23 protein-coding genes and 1 riboswitch are annotated in these 26,045 nt (G+C 70.7%); of the genes, 11 read left to right on the top strand and 12 right to left on the bottom strand.

Annotation, left to right across the window (positions count from 1 at the left end; genetic code table 11):
• Nucleotides 1-12 precede the first annotated feature (12 nt).
• Nucleotides 13-864, bottom strand: a complete 852-nt coding sequence (locus OG246_RS03760; protein WP_266455773.1) for a helix-turn-helix transcriptional regulator — start codon at nucleotides 862-864, stop codon at nucleotides 13-15.
• 239 nt (nucleotides 865-1,103) lie between these two features.
• On the opposite strand from OG246_RS03760, the gene OG246_RS03755 reads away from it, so the two are divergent.
• Together OG246_RS03755 and OG246_RS03750 are read left to right on the top strand one after the other, a co-directional pair.
• Nucleotides 1,104-1,586 carry an ATP-binding protein gene (locus tag OG246_RS03755; RefSeq protein ID WP_266455770.1) on the top strand — a complete coding sequence of 161 codons (483 nt, stop codon included), beginning with the start codon at nucleotides 1,104-1,106 and terminating at the stop codon, nucleotides 1,584-1,586.
• Between the two features lie 111 nt (nucleotides 1,587-1,697).
• Nucleotides 1,698-1,985, top strand: a complete 288-nt coding sequence (locus tag OG246_RS03750) for a hypothetical protein (RefSeq protein ID WP_266455768.1) — start codon at nucleotides 1,698-1,700, stop codon at nucleotides 1,983-1,985.
• 583 nt (nucleotides 1,986-2,568) lie between these two features.
• On the opposite strand, the gene OG246_RS03745 is transcribed toward OG246_RS03750, so the two are convergent.
• Nucleotides 2,569-2,868 (bottom strand): chorismate mutase, encoded by a 300-nt coding sequence (locus OG246_RS03745; RefSeq protein ID WP_266455765.1) that lies wholly within the window; start codon nucleotides 2,866-2,868, stop codon nucleotides 2,569-2,571.
• Nucleotides 2,869-3,242: 374 nt separating this feature from the next.
• On the opposite strand from OG246_RS03745, the gene guaA reads away from it, so the two are divergent.
• Complete coding sequence (guaA, locus tag OG246_RS03740) at nucleotides 3,243-4,820, top strand: glutamine-hydrolyzing GMP synthase (RefSeq protein WP_266455762.1); 1,578 nt, start codon at nucleotides 3,243-3,245, stop codon at nucleotides 4,818-4,820.
• A gap of 12 nt (nucleotides 4,821-4,832) precedes the next feature.
• Here guaA and OG246_RS03735 read toward each other — a convergent pair whose 3' ends face one another.
• Complete coding sequence (locus OG246_RS03735) at nucleotides 4,833-5,354, bottom strand: pyridoxamine 5'-phosphate oxidase family protein (RefSeq protein WP_266455759.1); 522 nt, start codon at nucleotides 5,352-5,354, stop codon at nucleotides 4,833-4,835.
• Between the two features lie 199 nt (nucleotides 5,355-5,553).
• Here OG246_RS03735 and OG246_RS03730 point away from each other — a divergent pair, with 199 nt between their 5' ends.
• Complete coding sequence (locus tag OG246_RS03730; protein ID WP_266455757.1) at nucleotides 5,554-6,348, top strand: class II aldolase/adducin family protein; 795 nt, start codon at nucleotides 5,554-5,556, stop codon at nucleotides 6,346-6,348.
• Nucleotides 6,349-6,352: 4 nt separating this feature from the next.
• On the opposite strand, the gene OG246_RS03725 is transcribed toward OG246_RS03730, so the two are convergent.
• Nucleotides 6,353-7,234 (bottom strand): DUF4429 domain-containing protein, encoded by an 882-nt coding sequence (locus OG246_RS03725; RefSeq protein WP_266455754.1) that lies wholly within the window; start codon nucleotides 7,232-7,234, stop codon nucleotides 6,353-6,355.
• 297 nt (nucleotides 7,235-7,531) lie between these two features.
• Between OG246_RS03725 and OG246_RS03720 the strand changes: the two genes are divergently transcribed.
• Together OG246_RS03720 and OG246_RS03715 are read left to right on the top strand one after the other, a co-directional pair.
• Nucleotides 7,532-8,770: a hypothetical protein gene (locus OG246_RS03720; RefSeq protein WP_266463841.1), complete on the top strand. Its 1,239-nt coding sequence runs from the start codon at nucleotides 7,532-7,534 to the stop codon at nucleotides 8,768-8,770.
• Nucleotides 8,771-9,332: 562 nt separating this feature from the next.
• Nucleotides 9,333-9,863 (top strand): DoxX family protein, encoded by a 531-nt coding sequence (locus OG246_RS03715; RefSeq protein WP_266455751.1) that lies wholly within the window; start codon nucleotides 9,333-9,335, stop codon nucleotides 9,861-9,863.
• Between the two features lie 81 nt (nucleotides 9,864-9,944).
• On the opposite strand, the gene OG246_RS03710 is transcribed toward OG246_RS03715, so the two are convergent.
• Together OG246_RS03710 and OG246_RS03705 are read right to left on the bottom strand one after the other, a co-directional pair.
• Nucleotides 9,945-10,181 (bottom strand): hypothetical protein, encoded by a 237-nt coding sequence (locus OG246_RS03710; protein ID WP_266455750.1) that lies wholly within the window; start codon nucleotides 10,179-10,181, stop codon nucleotides 9,945-9,947.
• Nucleotides 10,168-11,556, bottom strand: a complete 1,389-nt coding sequence (locus OG246_RS03705) for a PspC domain-containing protein (protein ID WP_266455748.1) — start codon at nucleotides 11,554-11,556, stop codon at nucleotides 10,168-10,170. The genes OG246_RS03710 and OG246_RS03705 overlap by 14 nt, the downstream gene beginning before the upstream one ends.
• 264 nt (nucleotides 11,557-11,820) lie before the next feature.
• Between OG246_RS03705 and OG246_RS03700 the strand changes: the two genes are divergently transcribed.
• Both OG246_RS03700 and OG246_RS03695 read left to right on the top strand, forming a co-directional pair.
• Nucleotides 11,821-13,164 (top strand): ATP-binding protein, encoded by a 1,344-nt coding sequence (locus OG246_RS03700; RefSeq protein ID WP_266455745.1) that lies wholly within the window; start codon nucleotides 11,821-11,823, stop codon nucleotides 13,162-13,164.
• Nucleotides 13,161-13,943, top strand: a complete 783-nt coding sequence (locus tag OG246_RS03695) for a response regulator transcription factor (protein WP_266455742.1) — start codon at nucleotides 13,161-13,163, stop codon at nucleotides 13,941-13,943. Before OG246_RS03700 ends, OG246_RS03695 begins: the two co-directional genes overlap by 4 nt.
• Before the next feature lie 29 nt (nucleotides 13,944-13,972).
• Here OG246_RS03695 and OG246_RS03690 read toward each other — a convergent pair whose 3' ends face one another.
• Nucleotides 13,973-14,797, bottom strand: a complete 825-nt coding sequence (locus OG246_RS03690) for an L-histidine N(alpha)-methyltransferase (RefSeq protein WP_266455739.1) — start codon at nucleotides 14,795-14,797, stop codon at nucleotides 13,973-13,975.
• A 28-nt stretch (nucleotides 14,798-14,825) separates the two neighbouring features.
• Between OG246_RS03690 and OG246_RS03685 the strand changes: the two genes are divergently transcribed.
• A complete protein-coding gene (locus tag OG246_RS03685) occupies nucleotides 14,826-16,466 on the top strand; it encodes a PLP-dependent aminotransferase family protein (protein ID WP_266455736.1) in 1,641 nt (546 codons plus the stop codon).
• A gap of 36 nt (nucleotides 16,467-16,502) precedes the next feature.
• On the opposite strand, the gene OG246_RS03680 is transcribed toward OG246_RS03685, so the two are convergent.
• The gene (locus OG246_RS03680) at nucleotides 16,503-17,567 is read right to left on the bottom strand and encodes a C40 family peptidase (protein ID WP_266455733.1); all 1,065 of its coding nucleotides are present in this window, start codon (nucleotides 17,565-17,567) and stop codon (nucleotides 16,503-16,505) included.
• A 403-nt stretch (nucleotides 17,568-17,970) separates the two neighbouring features.
• Here OG246_RS03680 and OG246_RS03675 point away from each other — a divergent pair, with 403 nt between their 5' ends.
• On the top strand, nucleotides 17,971-18,324 hold the full coding sequence (locus tag OG246_RS03675; protein ID WP_266455731.1) for a hypothetical protein: 354 nt from the start codon (nucleotides 17,971-17,973) through the stop codon (nucleotides 18,322-18,324).
• On the opposite strand, the gene OG246_RS03670 is transcribed toward OG246_RS03675, so the two are convergent.
• Both OG246_RS03670 and OG246_RS03665 read right to left on the bottom strand, forming a co-directional pair.
• On the bottom strand, nucleotides 18,302-19,255 hold the full coding sequence (locus OG246_RS03670; RefSeq protein ID WP_266455728.1) for a tellurite resistance/C4-dicarboxylate transporter family protein: 954 nt from the start codon (nucleotides 19,253-19,255) through the stop codon (nucleotides 18,302-18,304). The two genes, OG246_RS03675 and OG246_RS03670, sit on opposite strands and share 23 nt — an antisense overlap.
• A gap of 223 nt (nucleotides 19,256-19,478) precedes the next feature.
• Nucleotides 19,479-20,624: an NlpC/P60 family protein gene (locus OG246_RS03665; protein ID WP_266455727.1), complete on the bottom strand. Its 1,146-nt coding sequence runs from the start codon at nucleotides 20,622-20,624 to the stop codon at nucleotides 19,479-19,481.
• A gap of 7 nt (nucleotides 20,625-20,631) precedes the next feature.
• Nucleotides 20,632-20,804, bottom strand: a riboswitch (cyclic di-AMP (ydaO/yuaA leader).
• A 234-nt stretch (nucleotides 20,805-21,038) separates the two neighbouring features.
• Here OG246_RS03665 and OG246_RS03660 point away from each other — a divergent pair.
• Nucleotides 21,039-24,176 (top strand): BTAD domain-containing putative transcriptional regulator, encoded by a 3,138-nt coding sequence (locus tag OG246_RS03660; protein WP_266455725.1) that lies wholly within the window; start codon nucleotides 21,039-21,041, stop codon nucleotides 24,174-24,176.
• Here the strand turns inward: OG246_RS03660 and OG246_RS03655 are convergent.
• Together OG246_RS03655 and OG246_RS03650 are read right to left on the bottom strand one after the other, a co-directional pair.
• Complete coding sequence (locus OG246_RS03655) at nucleotides 24,157-24,948, bottom strand: ABC transporter permease (RefSeq protein ID WP_266455722.1); 792 nt, start codon at nucleotides 24,946-24,948, stop codon at nucleotides 24,157-24,159. The two genes, OG246_RS03660 and OG246_RS03655, sit on opposite strands and share 20 nt — an antisense overlap.
• Nucleotides 24,945-25,931: an ATP-binding cassette domain-containing protein gene (locus tag OG246_RS03650; protein ID WP_266455720.1), complete on the bottom strand. Its 987-nt coding sequence runs from the start codon at nucleotides 25,929-25,931 to the stop codon at nucleotides 24,945-24,947. The genes OG246_RS03655 and OG246_RS03650 overlap by 4 nt, the downstream gene beginning before the upstream one ends.
• Nucleotides 25,932-26,045 lie beyond the last annotated feature (114 nt).

Raw genomic sequence — 26,045 nt, 5'->3', positions numbered from 1 at the left:
GGGTGGCTCTCCTCAGGTGTCCTTGGCGATGCGGCGGATGAGGTCTCGGGATGCTGTGGGTTTGAGGGCGGCTTGCTCCATACGGTTCAGGACCAACCGGTACGTCTCCAATTTCCCGACTGCGTCGATGAGTTCACTGCCGTGGCTGGTGTCCAGCTGCGCGGTGTCGAGGGCTGTCACCGGGCCGTGCGCGTAGTCCAGACCGTGACCGGCGGTCGGGAACGAGGTGCCATCGAAGGGGATGACCCGAAGGGTGATGTGCGGCTGTTCGCTCACCTTGATTACGTGGTCCAACTGGGCGTGGGTCACCTGCGGGCCTCCGAACTGCATGCGCAGGGCGGCCTCGTGGATGATCGCGGTGTACGGCACCGGTTGGTCGCGGAAGAGGACGGCCTGGCGCTTGATGCGGTGCGAGACGTGGTGCTCGATCTCGTGAGGGCGTAGGGCGGGGACAGCTTCCCGGAACAGCGCGCGGGCGTGGTCGGGGGTCTGGAGCAAGCCTGGGATGTTGATGACCTGGGCGACGCGCAGCGCGGTCGAGTGGTGCTCCATCTCGGCCAGATCGAGGAGCGGAGCGGGCATAGTGCCCCGGTACTCCTCCCACCAACCACGCGTGCGGTCGGCTGCCATGTCGGCGAGGGCGTCGACCAGGGGCTGGTCGGTGCAGCCGTAGATGTGAGCGAGGGTGTGGACGCGGTCGGCGCTCACGCCGAATCGGTTGGCCTCAATGTTGCTGATCTGGGCCTGCGTCGTGCCCAGGGCCCGCGCGGCCTCCACGGCGGCCATGCCCGCGCGTTCGCGCAGTCGGCGCAGCTCGGTCCCGACGCGGAGGCGGCGCGCAGTCGGTGCGCTCCTCGGTGCCATGTCCTCGCTCCGTTCCGTACACCTGGTGGGGCGGTCACCCACACGAGGTAAATCCCTGAAGGTTTTGCAGCTCCAAGCAAAACCTTCAGGGGTTGCAGTCTACGGTGAGTTCCACGTCGCTCAACTGGCCCCACCGGTAAGCCGGAAGCGCCCCGCGCTGCCGTAACCGCACGCGATATGCCACCGCCCGGCCGGGCGCCGTCGAGCGAACTCAAGTCCCCCCACCGCAGGAGGCGTTCATGGTCACCGTATCCCCGCCGAAGTCCGAAGCGTCCGCATCTTGGGCATACGCGCTCCAGTTGCCGAACGATCCGCTCGCCCCGCGGATCGCCCGAACCACCCTCCGGGCCGTCCTTACCGGACACGGGATGCCCCAACTCACCGACACCGCCGAACTGTTGGCATCCGAACTCGTCACCAACGCCTACCGGTACTCCACCGGCCCCGCGACCCTCCGCCTCCGCGCCCTCGGCGGCACCCGCCTCCGCGTGAGCGTCTGGGACGCCAACCCGCACATCCCGCCTCCCTTCGACAAGCGCTCCGGCCCGCTCCACCCCGTCCCCGCCCAGGCGGATGGCGGACGCGGACTGTTCCTCGTATGCCATTACGCGGACGCGTGGGGCGGCTACCCGCTCGGCGACGACTTGTTCGGACAGGGCGGGAAGCTGCTGTGGTGCGAACTGGGTCCGCAGGCTGCCGACCGGGCCGGGGTAGTCGCGTGATCGCCGTACGCATGCGGGCGGCACCGCGGAGACGGCAGACTGCTTGGCGTGGTCGAGTGCGGAGACGAAAGCAGCCGGACTCCAACTCGGTGGGGCTATGGCGCCGAGCGCTTGCCGGCGACGCTCGATGAGCTGGACGGGCCGAAGGTGGGTCAAGTCGAGTTGCCGCTCCATCTGGCGTGGTCCGGGCTCCTGGTCTTCGACGTGGGTGACCTGAAGCTGCTGCTGGGGTTGTACCGGATCGTCCTCAACAACGGTTTGCGAGACGACTTCTCCAAGTACTTGGACGGGGAACTGCTTGTCCGTCACTGGCCGATCCTGCGCCAGATGGTCGGGCGCGGTGTGCGGGGGACATGGGAGGAGAGATTCCCCGAGCTGCGGCCCCCTGCCGCCGTATAGCAGTGCCGGATGCCGGATTGCCATCGCCTCGACACTCATGGCGAAGGGCCCCGCGGGACGGAATCCGCAGGGCCCTTCGGCGTCAGCACCGACGTCAGGGCAGCGCCGGTGCCGGGGGAGCGGCGCCGGGGGGTGCGCCGCTGGTTCTGGGGGCCGCCGGTCGGCGCCCCGGCGCACTGGGGGCGTGCGGGTGGTGTCGACCAATGGCGGTGCGGGATGAATTTGGTTGCCCATGGGGGGACTTGGGCTGTTCTTGCATCGTGCGGGATGGGTGGCGGGGTCCGCAACCGTTACGACCGGTTCTGTATAGATTCCGCCGGGCGGCTCCGGGCGTCCCCGGAGCCGACCGTTCTCTTGGGTGACCGGGCTGCTGTCCCCTGCCGTCCGGTCACAACCCTGGAGCGAGGTCCCACGACACACGGCACGATCCGTACGTCTCATCGCTCCAGCGAAGCCACGCGTGGTTCTTTCGGGCCCGCCCCTGGCTGACACGGACATCGGGACCAACGAAGCCCGCGGCGGCCCGGTCACGCGCCGTACGGGTGAGACGGCATGCGTACGTGCGTACGGCGCCGTACGGGACTCAGATGCGGCCCCGGCACAGCTCAAGCAGCGTCATCGCGAGCGACGTGCCCGGCTTGCCCAGCGCGTCCCTGTAGTGGCCGAGGATCTCCATCTCGCGGGAGAGTTTCACGCGGCGGCCGCCGGAGGAGATCCGGGCCTCCTGGATCACCGCCGACACGGCCATCCGTTCCTGGACGAGACCGATGATCCGGTCGTCCAGGGCGTCGATGCGCTCACGGGCACCGGTGATCGTGTCGGCCGCCTCGTCGGTGCGCGCGCCGGTCTTCTCGGTCTTGTCGAGGTCGAGTACGTCGGCCATGGTGGGGCTCCTCTTGATGTCTCGTGGTGACGGGGTGCCCCGGAGCGGCGAGGTCCGGAAACGGCAGACGCCCCGGGCCTTGTCGGCCCGGGGCGCCTGGGAAGTCGCTTGTCAGTTGCTCAAGCAGCACGACCATGGCAGCCGGTGGGCCGGTTGCCATAGGTAAAGACGAAGTTCGTCGGGTGCGTGAGCATGGGAGCAGTATGCCCGGGCGGGGCGCCCTGGCCAAGACGGTTCGGATGGTGAGACGGGCCGGGCAGGCAGACGTAGACGCAGGGGCGGAGGCGGCGAAAAAACCGCCCCAGCCACCCCCCACCCGCACCCCCGGTAGACTCAGCCCCACACACCCACTGCTCACCGCCGGAAGGCAACCCGTGTCATCAGCGACCCCCGCCGCCGCCCCCGACACCGTCCTGGTCGTCGACTTCGGTGCGCAGTACGCCCAGCTCATCGCCCGCCGTGTCCGCGAGGCCCGGGTCTACAGCGAGATCGTGCCGAGCACCATGCCGGTCGAGGAGATGCTCGCCAAGAACCCGGCGGCGATCATCCTTTCCGGCGGCCCGTCGTCGGTGTATGCGGAAGGCGCCCCCCGCCTCGACCGCGCGCTGTTCGAGGCCGGCGTCCCCGTCTTCGGCATGTGCTACGGCTTCCAGCTGATGGCGACGACGCTGGGCGGCACGGTCGACAACACCGGCGCCCGCGAGTACGGCCGTACCGCGCTGCACGTCTCGAAGCCCGGCTCCACCCTCTTCGAGGGCACCCCCGACGAGCAGTCGGTGTGGATGTCGCACGGCGACGCGTGCTCCGCCGCCCCCGAGGGCTTCACCGTCACGGGGTCCACGGACGTCGTCCCGGTCGCGGCCTTCGAGAACGACGAGAAGAAGCTGTACGGGGTCCAGTACCACCCCGAGGTCATGCACTCCACGCACGGTCAGCAGGTGCTGGAGCACTTCCTGTACCGGGGTGCGGGCCTCAAGCCCGACTGGACGACCGGCAACGTCATCGACGAGCAGGTCGCGCTCATCCGCGAGCAGGTCGGCAGCAAGCGCGCCATCTGCGGGCTGTCGGGCGGCGTGGACTCCGCCGTCGCCGCCGCTCTCGTCGCACGCGCCATCGGTGACCAGCTGACCTGCGTCTACGTCGACCACGGTCTGATGCGCAAGGGCGAGACCGAGCAGGTCGAGAAGGACTTCGTGGCCGCGACCGGCGTCAAGCTCGTCGTCGTCGACGCGGAGGAGCGGTTCCTCACCGCGCTCGCCGGGGTCTCCGACCCCGAGGAGAAGCGGAAGATCATCGGCCGTGAGTTCATCCGGGTCTTCGAGCAGGCGCAGGTCGACATCATCGCGGACGAGGGTCCTGAGGTCGCCTTCCTGGTGCAGGGCACGCTCTACCCCGACGTGGTCGAGTCCGGTGGCGGTACGGGCACGGCCAACATCAAGTCCCACCACAACGTCGGCGGCCTCCCCGAGGACCTCGAGTTCGAGCTGGTCGAGCCGCTGCGCAAGCTGTTCAAGGACGAGGTGAGGATGGTCGGGCAGGAGCTCGGCCTGCCCGACGAGATCGTCCAGCGGCAGCCGTTCCCCGGTCCCGGCCTCGGCATCCGCATCGTGGGTGAGGTGACCAAGGAGCGGCTCGACCTGCTCCGCGAGGCCGACGCCATCGCCCGCGAGGAGCTCACCGCCGCCGGTCTCGACCGCGACATCTGGCAGTGCCCGGTGGTCCTGCTCGCGGACGTTCGGTCCGTCGGGGTCCAGGGCGACGGTCGCACGTACGGCCACCCGATCGTGCTCCGTCCGGTGTCGAGCGAGGACGCCATGACCGCCGACTGGTCGCGTCTCCCGTACGACGTACTCGCCAAGATCTCGACCCGCATCACGAACGAGGTCGCGGACGTCAACCGCGTAGTGCTCGACGTGACCTCGAAGCCGCCGGGCACCATCGAGTGGGAGTAGCCGTCCCGCGGCTCATGTCCGCCTGAGAGTGCGCACCGGCTCTCCGGGCTTCCAGATCTCGACGACCAGATATGTGTCGTCCTCGACGTAGGTCCGTACGACCTCCGTCAGCTCGGTGCGGAAGAGGTGGAACGGCTCCGGCGGTTCCACCTCTTTCACGTACGCGGCCTTCGCCGTCGAGGCATCGACCTCGTACGCCCGCCCGCTGATCCGGACGTCGCCGCCCGCCATGGTGGTCCCCGGTCCCTGGTTCGCCTGGAGGGCGAAGCGCGGGTCGCGGCGCAGGTCCAGCGCCTTCAGCGAGTCCGGCATCATCCCGAGCCACAGCTCGCCGTGCAGGAAACGGACCTCGAGACCCGAGGTGCGGGGGGAACCGTCCTTGCGGAGGGTCGCGAGGGTGTGGTGCGTGAAGGCCGTGAACCGGTCCTCGACCGTCTTGGCCAGGTCCGGTTCCGCGGTGCTGAAAGCCGCCCAGTTCGATTTCGATGGCGTCGTGCTGGATGGCGTCGTGCTCGATGTCGTCGGATGCGTCATACGACGAGTCTCGCGCGGATACCCGACATCTTCTGTCTGGTATCCGGGTGCTCTCGGCGACCGTCCGCGTGCACTCGGCGACACAGGGAACCCGGATCTCGTAACGGTTGCGCACTCTCTTCACGGAACGGCCCTGTTCTCTTGGGCTGACCGAGGGTAACTTCCGCTCCGTACCGGACACGCCAGTGCTGGAGGACATATGCACGGGCCCACCCCGCCCCTGCCCCTACCCACCGACCGGCTGCGGTTCGCCATGCCGCCGATGCACGAGTCGTTGGACGACGAGCGGCGGCACCGCAAGGAACGGCTGGCCGGAGCGCTGCGGCTCTTCGGGCGGCTCGGGTTCGAGGACGGGGTCTCCGGTCACATCACCGCGCGCGACCCCGAGTACAGCGACTGCTTCTGGGTGAACCCCTTCGGGATGCCGTTCAAGCACGTCACCGTCAGCGACCTAGTCATGGCCAACCAGAGCGGGCAGGTGATCGAGGGCCGCTACCACGTGAACCAGGCGGCCTTCACTGTGCACGCCCAGGTCCACGCCGCCCGCCCCGACGTCGTCGCCGTCGCCCACTGCCACTCCGTGCACGGGCGCGCTCTGTCCGCCCTCGGCGACCTGCTCGACCCGATCACCCAGGAGAGCTGCGCCTTCTACGAGGACCACGCGCTGTACGACACGTACACCGGCGTCGCCGTGGACGCCGACGAGGGCCGCCGCATCGCCTCCGCGCTCGGCACCGGCAAGGCACTGGTGCTGCGCAACCACGGGCTGCTCACGGTCGGGGACTCCGTGGACGCTGCGGCCTGGTGGTTCGTCTCCATGGAACGGTCCAGTCAGGTACAGCTCACCGCGCAGGCCGCGGGCCGGCCGATCCTCATCGACCACAAACAGGCGGTCGCGACGCGGGAGCAGCTCGGCGGCGATCTGGTGGCTTGGATCAACTACCAGCCGTTGTGGCAGGACATCAGTCGGAGTGAGCCCGATCTGTTGTCGTAAGGGGTCAGAAACCGCGGAGCACCGCCGCCTTCGTCGCCGCGAACTCCTCGTCCGTGAGTACGCCGTCGCGGTGCAGTTCGCCCAACTCCCGCAGACGGCGCAGGAGTGCGTCGTGATGGTCGGCCGGAGGCGGTACGGCGGCCCTGAGTTGGGGGCGGTCCACGTACTCGCCCGTGCGGGTGGACGGATGCGGCAAGCGGGCGGTGACGGCGGTGGCGACCAGAGCCGTCAGGAGGTCGCGGTGGGTGTTGCCCCACAGGTCGAGGGAGTACGGGTCCTTCTCGGGCGGCAGCTTCGAGAAGACGGTCTCGCCGGTCACGAAGCGCAGAAAACCGTCCTCGTAACCGGAGTTGGGCAGCCACTCGACCTGTGCGAGGTCGCTCACCGCGATGATCCGCGGGCCCGTCGCCCGCTTGACCCGGTCGGAGGTGTCCGCCCAGTCGATCCGCACCTGCGTCCCGTCGAACGACACCGTGCCGTCGCTGGAGCGGACGGAGACGGGGACGGGCGGGCCCGGAAGGAGGTACCCCTTCGTCGGCTCCTTGGGGATCTGGTCGAGGAGCAGCGCGCGGCGGATCTCCTCGGCGACGTACTCCGCGACCCCGGAACGGTCGATGTCGACCGCCAGCCGGTACGGATCCGCCGCCTCGGGCAGTCGGCCGCCGGTCGCCTGGAGAAGCGGGTCGGCGCCCTCGCGCAGGCTCAGCCGCAGGCGGCCGCGCTTGCGTTCGGGCTCGTAGACGATGCCGGCGATCGCCTCCAGGGGAACCGCGACCTCCCCGTACGTCTGCCGGAACAGCGGCACGGAGCGGTGCAGTCCCGGCGTGATCCTGACCGTGCTGCCGTCGAAGACCCAGGTCCCGTCGCGCTGGATGATCTCGGCCATACGCAAATTCTCGCAGCCGGGTCAACACGGGCGCCCGCGCTTCACCCGCGCTGACCAGACCTGCCGGACGCGGGCCGTGTTTCGTACGGCACAATTCGCTGTCATCGCGACGCAGTTTTAAGGCAGTTGTACGGCAGTCAGGCGTACGGATGGTCTGGCCGCACGGGAGTTCTTGGTGTGGGGAAGGCGGCAGCGGACGTGGCGGTGCAGGAGGCGAGACACAGCGTGGAGCGTGGTTCGGGGCGTGGCGCGGGGCGCGGTGACGGGCTCGGCGCAGGTCAGGGTTCCGGGCAGGGCGTGCACGGCGGTGGGTGCACCTGCGGGGACTGTCCGCACGGGGCGCGCGAGGGGCATCGGCGGGCTGTCGCCGAATTCCTCGCGAAGCGCGACCAGTTGGCGTCCGGGCAGGGGCTGCCCGCCGCCGTCGCCCACTCGGCGTCCGCGTCCCGGCAGTGGGTCTCGGACGAACTGACCCAGTCCGCGGACGTCGTCGCCGAGCGCGGGCGCCTCGACGGTGAGGCGTGGCTCGGGCGGATGTGGCGGCGTACTGCCTACGCGGTGTGGGGAGTTGCCGTCGCGCTGCTCCTGGTGCAGGCGCTCACCGCGATCGGGGCGGGGTGGTCCGCCGCGCGGACGGCCGGGCTGCTTGCCGCGCTTGTGGTGAGCGGGGCGTTGACCGGTGCGGGGTATCTGCACCGGGCGCGGGGTGGTGCCCTCGCGCCTCTCATCGGCGAGGACAACCGGCTCTCCACCTCGCGTGTGGTGGCGGGGGGTTGGGTGCTGTTTGTCGTTTACGCCGTGCTCGTGCTGGTGGGGCAGCTGGCTGCGGCTTCCGCGCACGGCACGCGCGACGAGCTGATTGCCGGGCTTGAACTCGCCCGTGGTTCTGGTGTGGTGACCGTTGTTGCCGTGGTGTGCGGGATTGCTGTGCTGGTGCGGCGGGTGGTGGGGCTGCGGGTGCTCGGGCAGCGGCTGCAGAAGGTGCGGGCGGATCGGCCGCGGGCGTCCGATCTCCTGACGGATGACTCCGGGCGGGGTTCCTTTGCGGACATCCAGTACGTCGTGATCTGTGCGGTTGCTCTCGTGTTCGCGGCGGTACGGCTGGCGCGGCGGCCCTCGCAGCTGCCGGATCTGCCGTGGGGGCTGGCGGTGCTGGTCCTTGTGTCCGCCGCCACCTATCTCGCCGGGAAGTGGGCCGAGGGCGGGCGGCCGGTGATCCTCTCCGTCGTCCGCGCCCGTGAGGCGGGGGACCTCGACGCGCCCATCCGGACCGGTGACGACATCGAGATCCGGGGGGCCGGGTTCGTGCCGCCCGGTGCGGGGACCGCGGACCGGCTGTCCCGGATGGTGGTGCGGATCGGTCCTGTGCATGTCCATGTGCCGTTGGTTCCCGTGGCCGGGGGGTTCAGTAATCCCACGGATGCGGTGCTTACGGTGCCTGTGCCGGTGGATGTGGAGCCGGGGCGGGTGGAGGTGCAGGTGGTTACGGCTGCGGGGGTGGAGACGAATCGGTGCGTGATTGATGTGACGGATTGAGGGGCGTTGCGCCCTGGGGTTGGGTGGGTCGGGGCCGGGGGCCGGTACATCCGCCCGTCGCCGACGGATCAGACCTTGGCCGAGCAGGGAGGCGTCCGGTGACGCGAACGTACGCGACGGGCATTTGATGTACCGGCCCCCGGCCCCTCCCGTGCGTATGTGGCTGCGGGCGCGTGGGCGGCTAGGGGTGTAGGTGTGGGGCGGGTGCGTTCTCGGCCGGGCGGCGTTTGAGGACTCGGTGGTGCCGTCCCGATCCCCCGCCCACCCGTGGGGGCCGCACTCGTCAGCCCGCCCGGGGGAGATCTTTCAGCCCGTCCGGCGTTTGAGGACGAGCCCTTTGGGCGAGCGGGGGTCTGGGGGCGGAGCCCCCAGGTTCGGGTTGGGTAGGGGCGGAGGGGGCGAAAGAAATCGGCCCGGGCACCCGCGCCGGGTGGCCATATCGCTCTGGTCACTGGAGGGTGTGAAGGAAAACGGGCACCCCGAGTCTTGAGCGGGGGCCTGCTGTCGTACGTATGGTCTGTTGAGGGGTCAACGGCACGCGGGCGAGAGGCGGCGGAGAGCGATGACTCACGGTATTCGGACGGACACACCGAGCCCCTATCTCGATGGGGGGCGGGACTGGCGGGACACTGCCACCCGTTACGCCCTGCTTCCTCTACGGGTCTTCCTCGGCGTCACCTTCATCTATGCGGGCCTGGACAAACTCACCGACAGCGCGTTCATGTCGGACTCCGGCGCCGGCTCGATCGGGGACATGATGCGCGGGGTCCGGGACTCCTCGGCGATCCCGGCCCTTGTGGATCTGTCGTTGAAGAATCCGGTCGGCTTCGGTTATGCGATTGCCTTCGGTGAGCTCGCCGTCGGGATCGGCACGCTGATCGGCCTGCTGGCCCGCCTCGCCGCGTTCGGCGGTGCCCTCATCTCGCTCAGCCTGTGGCTGACCGTGAGCTGGGCCGCCGACCCGTACTACTACGGCAATGACCTGATCTACCTGATGGCCTGGCTGCCGCTGGTTCTGGCCGGTGCGTCGGTGTTCTCCGTGGATGCGGCGTTGAGGGCCAGGCGTAGGCAACGGGCCGGGGGCTATCGCTAGCCATCGGCGACACCGGCCAACGCCGACGGGGTCGTGCGGTCCGTGGGCGTCCGGTGACGTCCGTGGGTGTCCGTTCCCGGTCTACCCTCCCTTGCCCGCCGCGGTTGCAGGGTCCCGGCGAGCTGCTCGGCGTCTGCGTACGGCGTGGGTCAGCAGCGCCACCGTGCCCGCTAGGCAGAGGCCGACCGTGACTATGGGGATGATCGCGAACCACGGTGTTTCCCAGAGGCCGCCCGCGTCGCCCGCGTAGACGACGCCCGCGAGGGTGAGGAAGGAACCCGCGATCAGCTTTCCCGGCTGGAACTCATGACGTGGCACGGGTCACCTCCGCCTGGCCCACGCCGACCTGGAGGTCGAGGTCGAGCGTGCCGCCGTTCTTCTCGGCGGTCGTGGGCGACAGTGTCACGCTCTTGTGCTTGCCCGGTGCCACGTCCACGTCCTTCTTGTCGTCGCCCGGCAACTGGATGTCTCCGACGCCGACATCGACGGTCAGGTTCACGGTCAGATCCTTCGGGACGATCACCTTGAGCTGGCCCACACCCACCTCCGCGTTCGTCGACAGGGTCTGGCCCTTGGCGAGGTCGAGGTTGGTCAGGTCCAGGGTGCCCACGCCTGTGCCGAGGTCGTAGGTCTCCTTCACTTGGGCCGCGGTGGTCGGGGTCCACTCCGTTCGTACCCAGTGCGTGCTGATGTCCTTGGGGAGTGCGGCGGAGGCGGCGAGCAGGCCCGCGGTGAGTATCGCGAGGAAGATCGAGCCTGCGCCCGTACGGCCCTTGAACGCGCTGATCGCGATGCCCAGGCCGAACACGATCAGCGCACTGGCCAGGCCGGTCTGCAGGCTGGTGCCCAGCGTGTGTTCTTCCCAGGTCAGGCTGGTGCCGAGGATGCCCGCGACGAGCGCGAGCACGAGCACCCAGCCGCCGATCCAGCGCGGGCCGGGTGGCTTCGGCTGCGGCTGCCATGCCGTGCGTATGTCCGGGCGGCTTGTGCCCCGGGCGATGTTGAGTGCGGCCGCCACATCTCGGTTCCGGGCGTCTCTGGGGCCCCACAGATAGCCGGTACCGCCGACATGGGAGCCGTCCTTGATGATCGGGTCGCGCCACCAGGAGGGGTAGGAGGCGGGGACGGGCGGTGCCTGTGCCTCCGGCGGGGCGTCGGCCACGGCCTGGGCGGCGAGCGGGTCGGGGTCGGGGGCGCCGCGCTGCTGCGACCAGAACCCGGCGCCCGCCAGGAGCAGGGCGAGGACCACGGCGAAGGTCAGCACCCCGCCGTTGTTGATCATCGAGAGGAACACTCCGCAGCCGACCAGAGCGAAGAGCACGGCCGCCAGCGCCTGGCCGTCCACGCGGCCGGTCAGGAGCTTCCGTACCTCGTTCTCCTCGTCGTCGTCGAAGGGGACGAACAGCCAGACGAAGCCGTAGAAGATGAGGCCGAGGCCGCCGGTCGCGGAGAGCACCGCGAGCACGATCCGGAAGATCACCGGGTCCATGTCGCACTGCCGCCCCAGTCCGGCGCACACCCCGCCCAGCATCTTGTGCCGCCGGTCGCGGCGGAACTTGCGGGGGACCTCGGGCGCACGCGGCTCCTCACCTGTGGCGGGCGGCACGGCGTCGCGCGGCCCGGTGCCCGGTGGTGGGGCGCCCGGGCCGGGGCCGGGGTCCGGCTCCGCCGCCGCGTGCTGGTGATCTGTCATGCGTCCATCGTGACGGGCGAGGAGGCGCAAGGGCAGTCGGGATGACCCTGGCCGAACCCTGATTTCGGCCCTGATGGGGAGAGGAGGGGGCGGGAGGGGGGCGGGAGGAGGGCGGAGGGGAACTGTTCGATCACCCGGTTTCCTAGGATCGGCGGTCGGTTTCGTCGAAGATCGACTGCCGGATTTCCCGGGGTCGGACACCGGGCGTTCGAAGGTCAGGCGGCGGTTTCTCGAAGATCAGGGGAGTCTCGGGGGTCGACCCTGATGCCCGGGCCCGCCGGGCGTGTGAACATCGATGGCATGCCGGAAGCCGCAGCCATGCCACTGGACGCCCCGCGGCCCCCGCGCAAGCTCTACCGCAGCAGCGACGGACGCTGGCTCGGGGGCGTGGCGCGAGGGCTCGCCGGGCATCTCGGGCTGCCGGTGATCTGGGTGCGGCTCGTGTTCGTCGGCCTGTTCATGGCGGACGGGCTGGGGGCCCTGCTGTATGCCGCGTTCTGGTTCTTCGTGCCGCTCGGCGTCGGCGGGGTCGGAGGAGTCGGCCCGGTCGGTGCGGGGCGTACGCCGGGCATCTCCACCGAGACCGCCCCCGACGGCCGCCGCAGGCTCGTGGCCCGCAAGCCGGACAAGGGGCAGATCGTCGCCCTGCTCCTCATGGTCGTCGTGGCCATGGTCTTCGTCGGCAATGTGAACCTCGGCGGCGGAGCGAAGGCGTATCTGTGGCCGACGGTGCTCGTCGGCGCGGGCGTCGCCCTCGTCTGGCGCCAGGCGGACAACGCGCGGCGGGCCCGCTGGGTGGAGGTCGGCCGCCGCCGCCGTACGCTCACGCTGCTGCGCTCCGCAGCGGGTGTCCTGCTGGTCACCGCCGGAGTCTCCGGAATATTCGTCCTCCAGGGCTCGGCCGCCCACCTCGGCTCCGTCCTCCAGGCGGCACTCGCCGTCCTGGTCGGCATAGCGCTGCTCGCCGGCCCCTATCTCGTACGCATGACACAGGACCTCTCCGAAGAGCGCCTGATGCGTATCCGCGCCCAGGAGCGGGCGGAAGTCGCCGCCCATGTCCACGACTCGGTGCTGCACACCCTGACCCTGATCCAGCGCAACGCGGACAACGGGAACGAGGTAAGGCGCCTGGCCCGCGCCCAGGAGCGCGACCTGCGCACCTGGCTCTACAAACCCGAGGGCACCGGCAAGGACGAGGCCGAGGAGCCCGACACCCTCGCCGAGGCGGTCCGGCGCAATGCCGCGGAGGTCGAGGACAAGCACGGCGTCCCCATCGAGGTCGTGGTCGTCGGCGACTGCCCGCTCGACGAGGGCATCACCGCACAGATGCAGGCCGCGCGGGAAGCGATGGTGAACGCGGCCAAGTACGGTGGCGAGGGCGGCGCGGTACAGGTCTTCGCCGAAGTCGAGGGCAGGACGGTCTTCGTGTCCGTTCGTGACCGCGGCCCCGGCTTCGACCTCGACTCGATACCCGCCGACCGCATGGGCGTCAGAGAATCGATCATCGGCCGCATGGAGCGCAACGGCGGCACGGCGCGGCTGCGCGCGGTGCCGGACGGCGGCACGGAGGTCGAGCTGGAGATGGAGAGGGCGGAGAAGACGTCATGAGTGACACGAATGGGCCTGTGGAGTCCGGCAGTTCTGCCGGTGCGGAGGAGACCCCTTCGGCTGCCGCCGCATCCGGAGAGGCCGCGAACACGGCCGGGTCGGCCGCCGCCGGGAGTGGGCGTCATGCGCGGGTCGTGCTCGTCGACGACCACCGCATGTTCCGTACGGGCGTTCAGGCCGAGATCGGCGAGACCGAGCGGACCGGCGTCGAGGTGGTCGGTGAGGCCGCGGACGTCGACCAGGCGGTCACGGTCATCACGGCCACCCGGCCCGAGGTCGTTCTGCTCGACGTCCACCTGCCGGGCGGCGGAGGTGTCGAAGTGCTGCGCCGTTGCGCCCCGTTGATGGCCGACGCCGAGCAGCCGGTCCGCTTCCTCGCGCTGTCCGTGTCGGACGCCGCGGAGGACGTCATCGGTGTGATCCGCGGTGGCGCCCGGGGCTATGTCACCAAGACGATCACCGGTACGGACCTCGTGGACTCCATCTTCCGTGTCCAGGACGGCGACGCGGTCTTCTCGCCCCGCCTGGCCGGATTCGTCCTCGACGCGTTCGCCTCGACCGACGCCCCACCCGTCGACGAGGACCTCGACCGTCTCACCCAGCGCGAGCGCGAGGTCCTCCGCCTCATCGCCCGTGGCTACGCGTACAAGGAGATCGCCAAGCAGCTGTTCATCTCCGTCAAGACGGTCGAGTCCCATGTCTCCGCCGTACTGCGGAAGTTGCAGCTCTCCAACCGGCACGAGCTGACCCGGTGGGCCACGGCTCGTCGTCTGGTGTAGCACGGGATGAGGACGCTCACCGGGGCCGGCTAACCGGCCGGTGGATTCACCGCGAGGGCCTTGAAGAACGTGTAGTGGAACGTGCCGTCGTCGGTGGCCGTGCGGTGCAGGTCCCTGATGCCCCGGTCCCAGTCCGTCGGGGTCGTCAGGCCCCCGGCGAGGGCGTCTTCGCGTACGGATTCGATCATCGCGATGAAGGTGTTGCGGGTAAAGCCGTTCACCAGGGTGGGGCGGGAGCCGTCCGCGTACACCGTACGGGGGCGGACCACGACATCCTGGTAACCGGCGCCCGTGACGAGCGGATGCAGTTGTCGGCCGAGCAGCGCGTTGCCGCCTGCCATGGACTGGAGTCGGATCTGACAGTCGATCGCCGCGTGGGCGTGGGCGCTGTCGGGGTGGAAGAACGCCGAGCCGTGGTCGCCCTCGATGACGGTGAGGGTGCCGCCCGGGCGCAGGACGCGGCGCAGTGCGGTGAGGGCCTGGCGTGGGGCGGCGAGGTGTTCCAGGACGAAGCAGACGAAGAGGTGGTCGAACTCGGCGTCGGGGAAGGGAAGTTCGAAGAGGTTCGCCTGGTGCCACGAAACGTGTGCGTCGGGGGCGTGAGCCCTCACGCGGGCGCGGGCCTGGGAGAGGGAAGTGGCTGAGATGTCGACAGCGGCGAAGTGCGCCTCCGGGCTCCCTGTCACCAGGTGCACCGTCTGTGCCCCCACCCCGCAGCCGACCTCGAGAACCTTGCTGCCCGCGGGGTATGCCGTGCCGGAGTGCAGCAGGGCCGCCAGGGTGTCGGCCTGATCGCCGAGGCGGCGGGTCTCGTGGGCGGAGTAGCCGTGCACGTAGTCGATTGGCGTGGTCATGGAGCGAGCCTCGTCCGACAATGGCCCGGTGAACAGGTCCAATGGTGACCATGACGACAGGTCCATAAACAGCGCATCGGCAGGGTCGTCCGACTTTCTCCAACTCGACATCGGTGAAGCCCCGTTCGGTGGCCGCGCCGACTGGCTGGCGGGGCAGTTGCGGCGGGCGATCTCCGACGGCCGGCTGCCGCTGGGGTCCAGGCTCCCGGCGACCCGGGGCCTCGCCGCCGAGCTCCAGGTCTCGCGCGGGGTGGTGACAGAGGCGTACCAGCGGCTGTCCGAGGACGGGCACGTCGCGGGCAGGGGCCGGAACGGGACGGTGGTCGTGGCAGCGCCCACGGGTGCGTCTCGTTCGCCCGGCCCGTCTCGTTCGTCCGACGTGGCCTGCTCACCCGGCGCGCCCCTAGAGCCCTACCGCAGCGAGCTGCCCGGCGATGCGCTCAGCCGCCTGTTCTCCGCGCCTCCCGGCGACGACATCTTCGACCTGGTCCGCTCTGCCCCCGCCCGTATCGACTTCTCGCCCGGTGTCCCCGACCTCACGGCCTTCCCACGCGCGGCCTGGCTGCACGCCGAGCGGGAGGTGCTCGGTGGGCTCTCCGCGCCGGGATTCGGGTACGGGGATCCGTGCGGGACACCGGAGTTGCGGCGGGCCGTGGCGCACTGGCTGGCGCGGAACCGCGGGATCAGGGTCGAGCCGGACGAGGTGATCGTCGTCGCGGGGACCGCGCAGGCGCTGGCGCTGCTCGGGCAGGTGCTGCGCGACGACGGGGTGGAGGAGATCGCCGTGGAGGACCCCGGCTCGCTCGGGGTCCGGCAGCATCTGCAATGGCAGGGGCTGCGTACGCCGCCGGTGTCCGTCGACGCCGAGGGGATCCGGGTGGCCGAACTGCGGACGCACGGAGTGGTGTTGCTGACGCCGGCGCACCAGTTCCCGACCGGGGTGGTGCTCGGGGGAGCGCGGCGCCGCGAGCTGATGCGGTGGGCCGGGGACGGCGGGCTGATCGTGGAGGACGACTACGACGCCGAGCACCGCTACGACCGGCCGCCCGTGCCCGCGCTGCGGTCGATGCTCCCGGAGCGGGTCTGTTACGCGGGCAGCGTGTCCAAGCTGCTCGCCCCCGCCCTGCGTACGGGATGGCTGGTCGCGCCGCCGCGCTACCGGGACGCGCTGGTCGCCGCCAAACGCTTCGCCGACCTCGGCAACCCGGCCCTGCCTCAGCTCGTACTCGCGCGGCTCATGGAATCGGGTGAACTGGAGCGGCAGCTGCGCCAGTTGCGCCGCCGTCACCGTCGCCGCCGCGACGCAATGATCGCTGCGATCCGCCACCGACTGCCGGGCGCGGTGGTCCACGGAGCCGCAGCCGGGCTCCACCTGCTGATCACTTTCGAGAGGCCGGAGCTCGGCGAGCCGGAGTTCGCTGGGTCGGATTTCGCCGGGCCGGATTTCGCCGGGCCGGAGTCGGCCCGCCCTCTCGGCGAAGCCTTGCTCGACACCGACCTCGCCGCGGCCTCGCTCGCCCGCGGCGTCAAGGTGCACCCGCTGTCCTGGCATCGCCAGCGCCCCGGCCCGCCCGGCCTGCTCCTCGGATACGCCGCGTCTCCCGCAACGGCCATCGCGGACGGGGTGGCCGCGATCGGCGATGCCCTGCGAGACGTCCGCCGGAACTGAGGACGCGGCGGGAGACCCTTGTGCGCCCCGCCGCTCTCACGCCACCCGAGTGGCCCCGGCGAACGGCATCTCGTCGATCGGAGCCAGTCGCACCGGCGCGCTCGGGTTGGGGGCGTGGATCATCTGGCCGTTGCCCACGTAGATGCCCACGTGGCTGATGCCCGAGTAGAAGAACACCAGGTCGCCGGGGGCGAGTTCGGAGCGTGAGACGCGGCGGCCGGCGTTGATCTGGGCGTAGGTCGTACGGGGCAGGGCGATGCCCGCGGCGCGGTAGGCGGCCTGGGACAGGCCGGAGCAGTCGAAGGCGTCCGGCCCGGTGGCGCCCCAGACGTAGGGGCTGCCGAGCTTTGCGTAGGCGTACGAGACGGCCGCCGCCGCACGGGAGTTGGGGGCCGCGACCGAGCCCGACGACGGCGCCTGGGTCAGGTCCCGGGCCGAGGAGCGCGAGGCGCGGTCGCCGGAGTCACCGGTGCCGACGGCCTGTGCGCGCTCCTCCTCGCTGAGCCGGCCCAGCAGCTGCCTGGCCGCATCCAGCTTCCCGTTGATCGTCTTCTTGTGCCGCTTCAGCTCCGCCTGCCGCGACTTGAGCGAGGCCAGTTCGACATGCGCGGCGCCGCGCAACTGCTCGATCTCCCGCAGCTGCTGGCGTACGCGCTCAACGGCCGACGCCTGCCTGTCGCCCGCACGCTCGGCGAGCGCGGCACCTTCCAGGTACTGGCCGGGATCATCGGAGAGCGCGAGCTGCAGCGCCGGGTCGAGGCCGCCGCTGCGGTACTGCGAGGCAGCTATCGAACCCAGCGCTTCGCGCGCCGAGTTGAGCCGCTCCTCCTTGCGTGCCGCCTCGTCCTGCAACGTACCCAGCCGCTCCGCAGCTTTGCCGGCCTTCTCCTTGGCGCCGTTGTACTTCTCGGTGGCGACCTCCGCCTCCTCGTACAACTTGTCGACCTTGGCCTTCACCTGTGCCGTCGACAGCTGGGGCTCGGCGTACCCCGTCCCGTCGAAGGCGGTGGCCGTCGCCGCACCCGCGAGGGCGATCGTGGCGGCGGTGCGGGCCTTGCCTCCGCCGAGCGAGCGCTGCCTGGGCTTGCGGTGTGTTGCCACGAGGGCGCCACATCCTTCCGTACGGCCGCCGGAGCTGGAACCCGGCGGTCAGCGGTTACACGTCCGGCGGCGGCCCACACAGGGGGAGCGGGCCGCCGCCGGACCTTCTCGGCGGTGGTGTCCGGATGCCGCCCCTGGCCCGGGCGGCGGTGGGGAGCCGGGCACCTGGTGGAGGACGCTAAACCTGAGCGTGAGGGGTTGGTAACGCCATGTACGGAAGTGGCGCCACTGGATCGTCCAGCGACCGCAAGTGATCGCAATTCCGGTCCGGAGTCGCCGACTTCACACGGTGTGATGACCGATGGGGGCAATCCGGGACAACCAGGGGTGCGCCGGTGCTAGGGGTTACATGGGGTGGGCCGGTGACAAGAGGGGTCAGGGCGCAGGAATAGGCTCCGGCCCCATGGACCTACTCATCCATCTCTTCGTCGGCCTGCACATCATCGGCATCGCCTCGCTCCTTGGTGGCTTTCTCACCCAGATGAAGGCGATGGGCCAGGGCACGGCCCGGTTCGTCCCCGCGATGCTGCACGGCGCGCTGACCATGCTGGTCACGGGAGTTGTGCTGGTCGGCCTCAACCAGGCGGACGACCAGGCGGTCAACAACGTCAAGATCGGTGTGAAGCTGGCGCTGCTGATCGTGATCCTGGGGCTCGTCTATGTGAAGCGCGACGACGAGAAGGTGGACAAGGGTCTCTTCGGGCTCGTCGGGCTGCTGACGACGACGGACATCTTCATCGCGGTGCTGTGGACCTGATGGCTCCGGCTGCCACCGCCAGCCAGACCGCCACCGCGATCCACAGCAGTACCTCACCCGGCCCCTTGAGCCAGTCGACATCGAGGGCGGTCGAGACCGACAGGATCGCCACCGCCGTCATCCCCAGCGGGAACACGGTCGCCCAGCGCCGCACGTCGTAGCGAAGGCGCGGCCGGACCAGTTCCGCGGCGCCCAGGACGCAGTACCAGGCGAGGTCGAGGACGAGCAGGGCGACGGTGGCGGCACGCAGGACGCCGTTGTCGTCGTCGTTCCACAGGTACGCGTTCACGTTGTGTGCGGCGATGAGTCTGGCCCCGGCCAGCGTCGAGATCGCGAGCGCGCCGCCCGCGATCCAGTGGTCCCCGGCGCCCGTGACCACCTCCCTGAGGTCGAAGTGCGTGAACGCCACCCCGTAGAGCACGATCCCGGGCCAGAACAGCACCAGCGCGGCGTGCGCGAGCCAGTCCGCGCCCACCGCCGCGGCGAGCGTGGCCGCCAGCACCGCCAGGCTCTCCGTGGCCACGCACACCAGGAACACCCCTCCGGCCATACGACGCTTCCAGTGCCGTACGACGACGAAGAGCAGCACCGGCCACAGCACGGCCGACAGCGCAAGGAGCGCCTCGGCGACCTCCTGCCACCCCAGCGCCGACAGCCGCGTACCGAGGACGGCGGTCGCCGCGACGGCGGTCAGTCCGGCAGGCGTGCCCGCCTCTGCCGCCCAGCGCGTCCGCTCCCGCACCAGCCGCACGACGAAGTCCGCGGCGAGCGCGAGCCAGGCGGCGGCCGCCAGAACCAGCGCGATACGGGACAGCGTCTCGTATCCGGTCAGATGCAACCCGACCGAGACGATGCTGCTGGCCATGACGGCGGCACCGGCGGCGGGCGGCCGCTCGGCCCACCAGGCGCGGAGCTGGGAGATGGCTGGCATGGGCCCGATGCTAGGGATCTCCGGACGGGTTGCCCGCGGGGCACGCGCGCGGGGGGTGAAAACGTGCCCCACGCACGCGTGGAGGACGCCGCACGCGCCCGTGGGGGCGTGAAAGAAGGCTGCAGGGCGCCCCGAAGAGGCCGCAGGGCACGCCCCGTAGAGCACGAAAACGTGCTCCACGCGTGCGTGCCCCGCGGAAAGGGTGTCCGGGTGGTGCGGTGCGTTACGCCGGGCGTACCACGCTGTGGATTGCCGACTCGCCGTCGTAGTAGATCGATTCCTCGCGGACGTACGCGCCCGGCTTCGGCGCGTGGATCATCATGCCGTTGCCGATGTAGAGGCCGACGTGGCTGACGTCGTCGTAGAAGAAGACGAGGTCGCCGGGCTGGGCGTCGGAGAGGGCGACGGTCGTGCCGGCGTTCACCTGGTCGTAGGTGACGCGCGGGAGCGTGACGCCGGCGGCCTTCCAGGCGGCCTGGGTGAGGCCCGAGCAGTCGTAGGAGCCGGGGCCGGTGGCGCCCCAGACGTACGGCTTGCCGACCTGGGCGCGGGCGAAGGCGAGGGCCTTGGCCGCCTTCGTGGCGTACGAGGAGTCGGCGGTGGCGGTCGAGCCGGTCGTGGCGCTCGACGACGACTCCTGGGCCGCCTTCGCCGCGGCCTCGGCAGCGGCCTGCTGCTGCGCCAGCTCCGCCGCCTTGCGCTCGGCCTCCTTGCGCTGCTCCTCCTCGATCGCCGCGAGCCGCGCCTTCTCCTCGGCGGTCAGCTGCGAGAGCAGTTCGCGCGCCGCGGCGAGCTTCTGCTGGACGTCGGCCTTGGACGTCTTGAGGGCGGTCTGCGAGGTGGTCAGCGTCTCCAGGCTCTGGGAGGCCTCCGTGCGCTTCTCCGTGGCGGCGGCCTGCTCCGTGACGTAGTCGTCGACGGCCGCCTTCTGGCGGGTGGTCAGCCGGTCCATCAGCTGGGTCTGGTCGAAGTAGTCCTGCGGGTTGTCGGCCAGCAGGAGGCTCGCGGTGTCGGGGGCGGCGGCCCCGGTGCGGTACTGCGCCGCGGCGAACGAACCCAGCTCCTCACGCGCGGTGTTGAGCTTCTCCGTGCGCTTGGCGACATCGTCGAGAAGGGTGTCGACCTGCTTGCGCTGCTTGGAGGTCTTCTCCTTGGCCGCGTTGTACTTGTCGGTGGCCGACTCCGCCTGCCGGTAGAGGTCGTCGACCTTCTTCTCGACCTCTTCGAGGCTCGGCTTGGGCTCCTCCGAGGGCGCGGCGGTCGCCGTCTGGGAAAGCAGGGCCACGGAGGTGAGGGCGGCGGTGGCGAGGGCGGGAGGCCGTATGCCCGCCACGCGCGTACCCGGGAGCCATTTGCGATGCGACGCCAAGGGAGGCGACTCCTTCCATCATCCGCCTACCGAGTTAGCTGTCGGGTTCGGGCGGGTGGTTCGGAAGGGTTGCCCTACGGTCCATGCCCGACAAGGCAGTTGGACCGATTCACCCCAAGTTCGGTTGGGTCCCCGGCTCCAGCTGCCACGAAGGCGCACCGGACTCGGCGGAGGCCACCACGGCCCGGCGACGTTCGCCGGTGGGGGTCGGGCGGCCTGGTCAGCACGCTAGCCAACTCGTGTGGCCCTTGTGAAGGTTGATGTTCGATATGCCCGATACATTTTCGTGACCTTAGTCATGACCTTCGTCACCCGCAGGCAATCCGGAAGGGAATGGGGTGAGTTGTCCGATGCGCCGGCGCCCGCCGCTTTCCGCGCGCCGGCTTCCAGTCTTCCCTTGGCTACTGTGCACGGATGACCACCGACCTGACCCTGCTGCCGCGTGTCGCCTATCGCGGGCAGGAGGTCACCGCGCCCCGGCTCCGCGGTCTCCTCGCGCTGCTCGCGGGCGACTTGCGCACGGGCTGCAGCACCGAGCGGCTGGTGGCAGGGCTGTGGCCGGACGAGTTGCCGGAGCGGCCGGGAAAGGCGGTGCAGGTCCTGGTGTCCAGGGCGCGGGCGCAGCTGGCCGCCGACGTCCTCGTCAGCACGCCGACCGGATACCGGCTCACCCTCGCCGAGGACCAGGTCGACAGCTCCGCCCTGCTGCTGCACGCCGCCGCGAGCGCGGACCGGGCCAGGGCCGGGGACCACGCCGGATCGCTGGCCGCGGCCGAGGCCGGACTCGCGCTGTGGGAGGGCACCCCCGACGAGGCCGGCGACACCGACGACCCGGTGGCCGCGCTGCGCACCGAGCGCGCCCCCGTCCGCGGCACGCTCGTACGCGCGCAGGCGCTCGCACTCGCCCGCCTCGGCCGGCACGCGGAGGCGGCCGGACCGCTGGCCGTGGCCGCCGCGGAGCGTCCGCGCGACGAGGAGGTGCTCGCCGAGCTGCTGCGCGGTGAGGCGGCCTCGGCGGGCCCGTCCGCCGCACTGATGCGGTACGAGGCCTACCGCCGTGAGCTGCGCGAGACGCTCGGCACCGATCCGGGCGCCGGGCTCAAGGCCGTACAGCAGGAGCTGCTGCGCGGCGAGGCACCGGTGGCCAGGCACGGCGTGCCGCACGAGCCGAACCCGCTGCTCGGCCGGGACGAGGACATCGCGGCGGTGGAGCGGCTGCTGCGCGCCTCCCGCGCCGTCACCGTCGTCGGCCCCGGCGGCCTCGGCAAGACCCGGCTCGCGCACGCCGTCAGCCGCCGGGCCGAGCAGCGCGTGGTGTATTTCGTGCCGCTCGCCGGCGTCACCGCGGACGCGGACGTCGCCGCGGAGGTGGCCTCCGCGCTCGGCGCGGGCGAGGGACGGCCCGGCGCACTCAGTGGCCACGACCCGGTGTCCGGAATCCTCGGCGTGCTCGGCTCCGGGCCCGCGCTGCTTGTCCTCGACAACTGCGAGCAGGTCATCGCCGGCGCCGCCGACCTCGTACAGGCCCTGGTCTCGTCCTCGAAGGACCTGCGGGTGCTCGCCACCAGCCGGGCCCCGCTCGGCCTCACGTCGGAGGCGGTGTACGCGCTGCCCGAGCTCGGTCTCGGCACCTCGGTCGAGCTGTTCACACAGCGGGCCCGGGCCGCCCGGCCCGGCGTGGAGCTGCCACCGGACGCCATGGCCGAGCTGTGCCGGCACCTCGACGGGCTGCCGCTCGCCGTGGAGTTGGCCGCGGCGCGGGTGCGGGTCCTCTCGGTGCCGGAGATAGCCCGCCGCCTCGGCGACCGGTTCGCGCTGCTGCGCGGCGGGGCACGGGACACGCCGGAACGCCACCGCACGCTGCACGCGGTCGTCGACTGGAGCTGGAACCTGCTCGACGAGGAAGCCAGGGCCGCACTGCGCATGCTGTCCGTCTTCCCCGGCGGCTTCACCGGCGAAGCGGCGGAGCATGTCCTCGGCGAGGACGCGCTGTTCCTCCTCGAGCAGCTGGCCGACCAGTCGCTGCTCACCGTCGCCGACACACCGGCCGGCGTGCGGTTCCGAATGCTGGAGACCGTACGGGAGTTCAGCGCGGCCCGGCGTACGGAGGCGGGCGAGGACGAGGAGGCCGTCGGCCGGTTCCTCGCCTGGGCGCGGGACTTCGTGGTCGCCTACCACGACTGGTTCTTCGGCTCGGAACCACGGACCGCCTGGAAGCTGATCAGGGCCGAGCAGGACAACCTCGTACTGGCCCTGCGCCACGCCCTGGCCCGTACGGACGGCCCCACCACAGCCGCCCTCACCGCCGTCCTCGCCGCCCTGTGGTCCACCGACTCCAACTACCTCCGCCTCACCGCCCTCGCCGCGGACACCGGCCCACTGCTTTCGCACTACCACCCCGAACCCGAATACGTCGAAGTCGCCCGCGCCGCCGCGGTGTTGTGCACGGCAAGCCTGTTCATGGGCTACGGCCCGCACGTCGTACGCCAGCTCGTCACCCTCCGACGGCTGCCCCCGGCCCCGCCGGACACGCTGCTGCGCGCCATCGCGGCAGTGCTGAGCGCGGTCCCCGAGATGCTGCCTCCCGACTACGACGTGCTGCAGAAGCTCTGCGACAGCGAGCAGCCGCTGCTCGCCGGCGTCGCGGAGTGCGTCGCCACCTTCGTCTGGGAGTCGGAGCACGACATCGACCGCGCGCTCGCCTCGGCTCGCCGGACCGTCACCTCACTGGCGCCGGTCGACAACCCGTTCATGCAGGTCATGGGCCACACCCGGCTGAGCCAGCTGTGCTTGCAGACGGAGCAGGGCGAGGAAGCGTACGGACACCTCAAGGCGGCGCTCGACGTGCTGCCGCGGCTCGGCGACGAGCGCGACTCCATCGGCGTCCGCTGGGGGCTCGCCCTTGCCTGTCTGCAGCGCGGCGACCCCGACGAGGCCGAGTACTGGCTGCGGCAGGCGGAGGACGTCAACCTCCCGCACCAGGACGACTCCGACAGCACCGACCTCGGCGGCCGCGCCGAGATCGCGCTCGCCCGCGGACTGACGGAGGTCGGGCTCGGCCTGTGGCGCGGCGCCGTGGAGCAGACGCCCAAGGCCGGCTCGATGCACAACGGCGACCCCTTCCTCGACCGGTGGGCGCTGGAGATCCAGTCGGCGGCGGTGACGGCGCACGCGCACGCCGGCCGTCTCGCGCTGGTCGCCGAGCCGGTCGACCGGCTGCGGCAGGGGCTGCGGACCCTGCTCTCCGGTCCGCCCGGCTCGCCCATGGAGCTCCCTGTGTTCGGGACGGTGCTGCACGCCCTCGGCATGGCGGGGCTCGCGTCCGGCGATGCCACGGCCGTACGAATGATCGCGCTGGCCGAACGGCTGCGGGTGCTGCGCTCGTTCCAGCCGACGATGTCGGCGGACCGCGCCCGTAAGGCGGTCGCGGCCGCCGGGAACGCCGAGAGGGCGGCGTACGCCGACGCGGTGTCGGAGTACGCCGCCCTGGGGCGCGACGAGTTGCGGGAGGCAGCCCGCGCCGTCATGACGGCTACTTCGGGTCGCGGTTGAACTGAGCCATCGACCAGCGGTAGCCGAGCACCGTCAGGCCGACGCACCAGGCGATTGTGATCCACCCGTTGTTGCCGATCTCGGTGCCGAGGAGCAGGCCGCGCAGGGTTTCGATGGCCGGGGTGAACGGCTGGTACTCGGCGATCGGCTGGAACCAGCCGGGCATCGTGTCGGCCGGGATGAAGGCGCTCGAGATGAGCGGGAGGAGGATCAACGGCATCGCACTGTTGCTGGCCGCCTCGGGGCTCGGGCTGGCCATGCCCATGCCGACCGCGATCCAGGTGAGGGTGAGGGAGAAGAGCGCGATCAGTCCGAACGCCGCGATCCATTCCAGGGCGGTGGCGTCGGTGGAGCGGAAGCCGATGGCGACGCCGACGGCACCGACGAGGACCGCGCTGGCGATGCACTGCAGCACGCTGCCCACGACGTGCCCGATGATCACGGAGCCGCGGAAGACCGCCATCGTGCGGAAGCGGGCGATGAGGCCCTCGGTCATGTCCATGGAGATGTACACCGCGGCCCCGATCACGGTGGAGCCGATGGTCATCATCACGATGCCGGGGACGATGTAGGCGATGTAAGCGGAGCGGTCCCCGCCGCCGTCCCCGATGCCCGCGGCCATGACGTCGCCGAAGATGTAGACGAAGAGCAGTAGCAGCATGACCGGCGTGAGCAGCAGGTTCAGGGTGGCGGACGGGTAGCGCCACGCGTGCAGGAGGTTGCGGCGCAGCATCGTGTTCGAGTCGCGTACGGCGAGGGAGAGGGCGCTCATCGGACGTTCTCCTTGGGCTGGTTCGGCTGGTTGGGGACGGTGGTGGGGCCGGTGAGGGCGAAGAACACGTCGTCGAGGTCGGGGGTGTGCACGGTCAGCTCGTCCGCCTCGACGCCGGTCGAGTCCAGCCAGTCGAGGATGGAGCGCAGCTCGCGCTGGCTGCCGTCGCTGGGGATGCTCAGGGACAGCGACTCGTCGTCCCTGGTGACCTCGCGCAGGGCGACGGCGGCGGACTGGTAGGCGGCCGGGTCGGTGAAGCGGAGCCGGACGTGTCCGCCGGGGATGAGCCGCTTGAGCTCTTCTGCGGTGCCCTGGGCGGCGATCCTGCCGTTGTTGAGTACGGCGATGCGGTCGGCGAGTTCGTCGGCCTCCTCCAGGTACTGGGTGGTGAGGAAGACGGTCACCCCGTCGGAGACGAGTTCGCGGATGATGCCCCACATGTTGTGGCGGCTGCGTGGGTCGAGGCCGGTGGTGGGCTCGTCGAGGAAGATGATCCGCGGGTTGCCGACGAGGGTCATGGCGAGGTCGAGGCGGCGTTTCATGCCGCCGGAGTAGGTGGAGGCGGGCTTCTTGGCGGCCTCGGTGAGGTCGAAGCGTTCCAGGAGTTCGGTTGCGGTGCGGCGGCCTTCGCTGCGGGGCAGGTGGTGCAGGTCGGCCATGAGGAGCATGTTCTCCTCGCCGGTGATCAGGCCGTCGACGGCGGAGAACTGGCCGGTGACGCCGATTGCGGCGCGTACGGCTTGGGGGTGGGTGGCGAGGTTGTGGCCGCCGATGTGGATGTCGCCGGTGCCGGGGTCGGCGGTGATGAGGGTGGAGAGGATCTTGACGGCGGTGGTCTTGCCGGCGCCGTTCGGGCCGAGCAGGGAGAAGACCGTGCCGGTCGGCACCGTCAGGTCGACGCCGTCGAGGACCGTCTTGTCCCCGTAGGACTTGCGCAGCCCCTTGGCCGCGATGGCGGGAGAGTGCGATGTCGTTGTCGTCATGCCGAGGAGGTTGCGGCAGGGCGCATTCAGATCGCATTCAGCGCGGTTTCAGTGGCCTGGAACCGGGCGGCGGAAGGGTGCGGAAGGGCAAGGCCCCGACGCTTGGTCGGTCGC

The organism is Streptomyces sp. NBC_00620, assembly GCF_026341825.1.
Lineage (GTDB): Bacteria > Actinomycetota > Actinomycetes > Streptomycetales > Streptomycetaceae > Streptomyces.
This window is presented reverse-complemented; position numbering and strand designations above follow the sequence as displayed.

Bases quoted from the DNA above. Each gene is read 5' to 3' on its own strand.
- OG246_RS03760 (WP_266455773.1), bottom strand. From the start codon at position 864: ATGGCACCGAGGAGCGCACCGACTGCGCGCCGCCTCCGCGTCGGGACC.
- OG246_RS03755 (WP_266455770.1), top strand. From the start codon at position 1,104: ATGGTCACCGTATCCCCGCCGAAGTCCGAAGCGTCCGCATCTTGGGCA.
- OG246_RS03745 (WP_266455765.1), bottom strand. From the start codon at position 2,868: ATGGCCGACGTACTCGACCTCGACAAGACCGAGAAGACCGGCGCGCGC.
- OG246_RS03735 (WP_266455759.1), bottom strand. From the start codon at position 5,354: ATGACGCATCCGACGACATCGAGCACGACGCCATCCAGCACGACGCCA.
- OG246_RS03730 (WP_266455757.1), top strand. From the start codon at position 5,554: ATGCACGGGCCCACCCCGCCCCTGCCCCTACCCACCGACCGGCTGCGG.
- OG246_RS03725 (WP_266455754.1), bottom strand. From the start codon at position 7,234: ATGGCCGAGATCATCCAGCGCGACGGGACCTGGGTCTTCGACGGCAGC.
- OG246_RS03715 (WP_266455751.1), top strand. From the start codon at position 9,333: ATGACTCACGGTATTCGGACGGACACACCGAGCCCCTATCTCGATGGG.
- OG246_RS03705 (WP_266455748.1), bottom strand. From the start codon at position 11,556: ATGACAGATCACCAGCACGCGGCGGCGGAGCCGGACCCCGGCCCCGGC.
- OG246_RS03700 (WP_266455745.1), top strand. From the start codon at position 11,821: ATGCCCGGGCCCGCCGGGCGTGTGAACATCGATGGCATGCCGGAAGCC.
- OG246_RS03695 (WP_266455742.1), top strand. From the start codon at position 13,161: ATGAGTGACACGAATGGGCCTGTGGAGTCCGGCAGTTCTGCCGGTGCG.
- OG246_RS03690 (WP_266455739.1), bottom strand. From the start codon at position 14,797: ATGACCACGCCAATCGACTACGTGCACGGCTACTCCGCCCACGAGACC.
- OG246_RS03675 (WP_266455731.1), top strand. From the start codon at position 17,971: ATGGACCTACTCATCCATCTCTTCGTCGGCCTGCACATCATCGGCATC.
- OG246_RS03670 (WP_266455728.1), bottom strand. From the start codon at position 19,255: ATGCCAGCCATCTCCCAGCTCCGCGCCTGGTGGGCCGAGCGGCCGCCC.
- OG246_RS03660 (WP_266455725.1), top strand. From the start codon at position 21,039: ATGACCACCGACCTGACCCTGCTGCCGCGTGTCGCCTATCGCGGGCAG.
- OG246_RS03655 (WP_266455722.1), bottom strand. From the start codon at position 24,948: ATGAGCGCCCTCTCCCTCGCCGTACGCGACTCGAACACGATGCTGCGC.
- OG246_RS03650 (WP_266455720.1), bottom strand. From the start codon at position 25,931: ATGACGACAACGACATCGCACTCTCCCGCCATCGCGGCCAAGGGGCTG.